This window comes from Herminiimonas sp. (assembly GCF_030645555.1).
In the GTDB taxonomy this organism is placed as follows: domain Bacteria; phylum Pseudomonadota; class Gammaproteobacteria; order Burkholderiales; family Burkholderiaceae_D; genus Oxalicibacterium.
Genome location: NZ_JAUSME010000314.1, coordinates 1 through 3503 on the forward strand (window position 1 = coordinate 1; position 3503 = coordinate 3503).

3 protein-coding genes are annotated in these 3503 nt (G+C 56.2%); 1 reads left to right on the forward strand and 2 read right to left on the reverse strand.

The genetic code is table 11. The annotated features are described in order from the left end of the window. Positions 1-776 (reverse strand): uracil-DNA glycosylase (locus Q7T06_RS11765; RefSeq protein ID WP_304784877.1); only part of this gene is annotated, 776 nt, incomplete at its 3' end. 93 nt (positions 777-869) lie between these two features. Beyond that, positions 870-2963 (reverse strand): excinuclease ABC subunit UvrB, encoded by a 2094-nt coding sequence (gene uvrB / locus Q7T06_RS11770; protein ID WP_304784879.1) that lies wholly within the window; start codon positions 2961-2963, stop codon positions 870-872. A 117-nt stretch (positions 2964-3080) separates the two neighbouring features. On the opposite strand from uvrB, the gene Q7T06_RS11775 reads away from it, so the two are divergent. Next, positions 3081-3503 (forward strand): aminotransferase class I/II-fold pyridoxal phosphate-dependent enzyme (locus tag Q7T06_RS11775; RefSeq protein WP_304784881.1); only part of this gene is annotated, 423 nt, incomplete at its 3' end.

The following is a 3503-nucleotide window of genomic DNA, read 5'->3' on the forward strand; positions in this document are numbered from 1 at the left end:
AGCAAGTGCATGGCGCCAAACAGCGCCTGCATGACTGGATTGGCAATGAAGCTCAGGTTGTAGGGATGCTCGGAAACCTTTTTCGGGAAACGCGCATTGGCCGGTAAGGCCTCCAGCTGCACCGCGATCTTTCCCCACAATACGAGCGTAGGTGGCGCTTTGCTGGCCAGTTCAGCATGATCGGCCAGTGCCGCCAGCACCGTCTGCAGAAACGGCAGCCATGCCCTGGCTTCCTTCACTGGCGGCACATGCGGCCGGAAAACCAGTGCGGCATTCAACAGCAAAAAACCATGCCGGGTCAGATTGTCCTGCAACTCGGGCAAGGTCTGGATCACCGACGACGGCGACGCCTGTGCCTGCTGCGCCACGCCAGCCAATGCATCGCCACTCGTCTGTTCTATTGCTATCTGGCCGTCCGCCACCAACAGCATTTTCATGAAATTGCGCAGGGACGTAGCCCGATTGACCTGCTTGGACAAGCCTTTTTCCGACCACAGCGACCCGACTGCGCCATCCATGAAGCACACGCCGGTTGCACTTGCCGCGCGCGGATAGGGCCCCTCGCCTACCAGCACATAGCGCACCGCATCCAGAGGTTGCGCAAATGCGGCAAACAGCCTGCCGCCATCGGGAAGATAGCTGTCCTCTGCAAGCGCCGGCAAATAATCCGGCAGCGCCTGGTGGACTGCTTCCAGGCCAGCCCGCAGCACCGGGCGCCACGATGCATCGGCAGCATCCAGCATGTTGATAAAAGAAGGTGGGATAGTGTGCAGCATGGCATTCAATACAGGCAGACGAAAGCAGCGATTGTAACGGCAAGACGGCGCGCTGCCATCTTGCCGCTACTGATCACCTCATGATATTCAGCATCAGGCGCCGGTTAGCGGCACGACATTGTCTGAACCGGGCGCACCAAACAATTGTTCTTTCAATATCCGCAATTGATCGCGCACCTGCGCCGCCTTCTCGAATTCCAGGTTTTTTGCATGGCCCAGCATCAGTTTTTCCAGACGCTTGATTTCCTTGCTGACCTGTTTCTCGCTCATCGCCTCGTATTTCGCATGCTCTTGCGCCGCACTCAACTCTTCGCGCGCATCCTGCTGGCTGTAGACGCCGTCTATCAATTCCCGTATGTGCTTCTTGATACCGACGGGCGTGATGTTGTTGGCGAGATTGAATGCCACCTGCTTGGCGCGCCGGCGCTCCGTCTCGTCGATGGCACGGCGCATAGAATCAGTCACCTTGTCGCCATACAGAATTGCCATGCCGTTCAGGTTACGCGCGGCCCGGCCTATGGTTTGAATCAGGCTGCGTTCCGAGCGCAGGAAACCTTCCTTGTCCGCATCCAAGATCGCCACCAGCGATACCTCAGGCAAATCCAGGCCTTCGCGCAGCAAGTTGATGCCGACCAGCACATCGAAAGTACCGAGGCGCAGGTCGCGGATGATTTCCACCCGTTCTACCGTATCAATATCACTATGCAGATAACGCACCTTGATGCCGTTATCGCTTAGGAATTCGGTCAACTGTTCCGACATGCGCTTGGTCAATGTGGTCACCAGCACACGCTCGTGTTTTTTCACACGATCGGTAATTTCCGACATCAGATCGTCGACTTGTGTAGAAGCCGGACGCACGCTGATCAGGGGATCAACCAGGCCAGTAGGCCGCACGACCTGCTCAACCACTTGATCGGCGTGCGTGTTTTCATAATCGGCCGGCGTGGCGGAAACAAACACCATTTGCCGCATCTTGCCTTCAAACTCGTCAAAGCGCAGCGGCCGATTATCCAGCGCCGACGGCAGGCGGAATCCGTAATCAACCAGATTGGTCTTGCGCGCGCGGTCGCCGTTGTACATGCCGTTGAGCTGGCCCATCAATACATGCGACTCATCCATGAACATCAACGCGTCCGGCGGCAGATAGTCGACCAGCGTAGGCGGCGGATCGCCAGCCTTGGCGCCGCTCAAGTGGCGCGAATAGTTTTCGATGCCTTTGGTAAAGCCGATTTCCTGCATCATTTCCAGATCGAAGCGGGTACGCTGTTCCAGCCTTTGTTCTTCTATCAGCTTGTTTTCCTTGCGGAAGAACTCCAGCCGTTCGCGCAACTCATCCTTGATCGTTTCAATCGCACGCAACACGGTCGCGCGCGGCGTCACGTAATGCGAGCCCGGATAAACGGTGAAGCGCGGGATCTTCTGCTTGACGCGCCCAGTCAGCGGATCAAACAGCTGCAGGCTTTCAATTTCGTCATCGAACATTTCGATGCGGATGGCCAGTTCGGCATGCTCGGCCGGGAAAATGTCTATCGTGTCGCCGCGCACACGGAAAGTGCCGCGGCCAAAATCGACTTCATTGCGCGTGTATTGCATCGCAATCAAGCGCGCGATCACATCGCGCTGGCTGACCTTGTCCTTGGCGCGCAGGGTCAGGATCATCTGGTGGTATTCGCTCGGATTACCGATACCGTAAATCGCCGAAACGGTTGCAATGATCACCACATCACGCCGTTCCATCAGCGACTTGGTGCAGGACAGGCGCATCTGTTCGATATGCTCGTTGATCGAAGAATCCTTTTCGATGAACAAGTCGCGCTGCGGAACATAGGCTTCCGGCTGGTAGTAATCGTAGTAACTGACGAAATACTCGACCGCATTCTGCGGGAAAAATTCGCGGAATTCGCTGTAAAGCTGCGCCGCCAGCGTCTTGTTCGGCGCAAAAACAATCGCCGGACGCCCCATGCGCGCAATCACATTCGCCACCGTATAGGTCTTGCCCGAGCCCGTGACGCCCAGCAAGGTCTGGTAAAACAAACCATCGTTGATACCCTCTACCAGCTTCGCAATCGCGGTCGGCTGATCGCCTGCCGGAGGGAAAGGCTGATAGAGGCGAAATGGGGAATTCGGGAAGGTAACGATTTTCGATTCGTCAACGGAATTGGAAACTTGGGATAAATCAGCCATTTAAATCCGACCTTTGGTAAAATAGTGAGTCGCATTTTCCGCAAGACTTATGGTCTTGCGCTCTACACAACCCCACTGCGAAACGACCGTTTGCAGCTAACTTTTGATGTTATCACGATGAACGCACCTCTTCCTGCTTCGCTCCTTACCGCCATCGAAATGGCGCCCCGTGACCCGATTCTTGGCATTACCGAGGCATTCAACGCCGACAAGAATCCAAACAAGATCAATCTTGGCGTAGGCGTTTACTACGACGACAACGGCAAATTGCCGTTGCTGGAATGCGTACGCAAGGCAGAAGCGCTGCTGGCGGAAAAACTGGCGCCGCGCGGCTACCTGCCTATCGACGGCCTGGCTGCCTACGATAAAGCGGTGCAGGAACTCGTATTTGGTGCCGATAGCTCAGTAGTCAAGGAAAAACGTGCGATTACCGCGCAAGCCATCGGCGGCACCGGCGCATTGAAACTCGGCGCCGACTTCCTCAAGCGCTTTGCCCCCAACGCGCAAGTGTGGATCAGCGATCCAAGCTGGGAAAACCAC

Coding starts and splice junctions, on each gene's coding strand:
- uvrB (WP_304784879.1), bottom strand. CDS start 2,963: ATGGCTGATTTATCCCAAGTTTCCAATTCCGTTGACGAATCGAAAATC.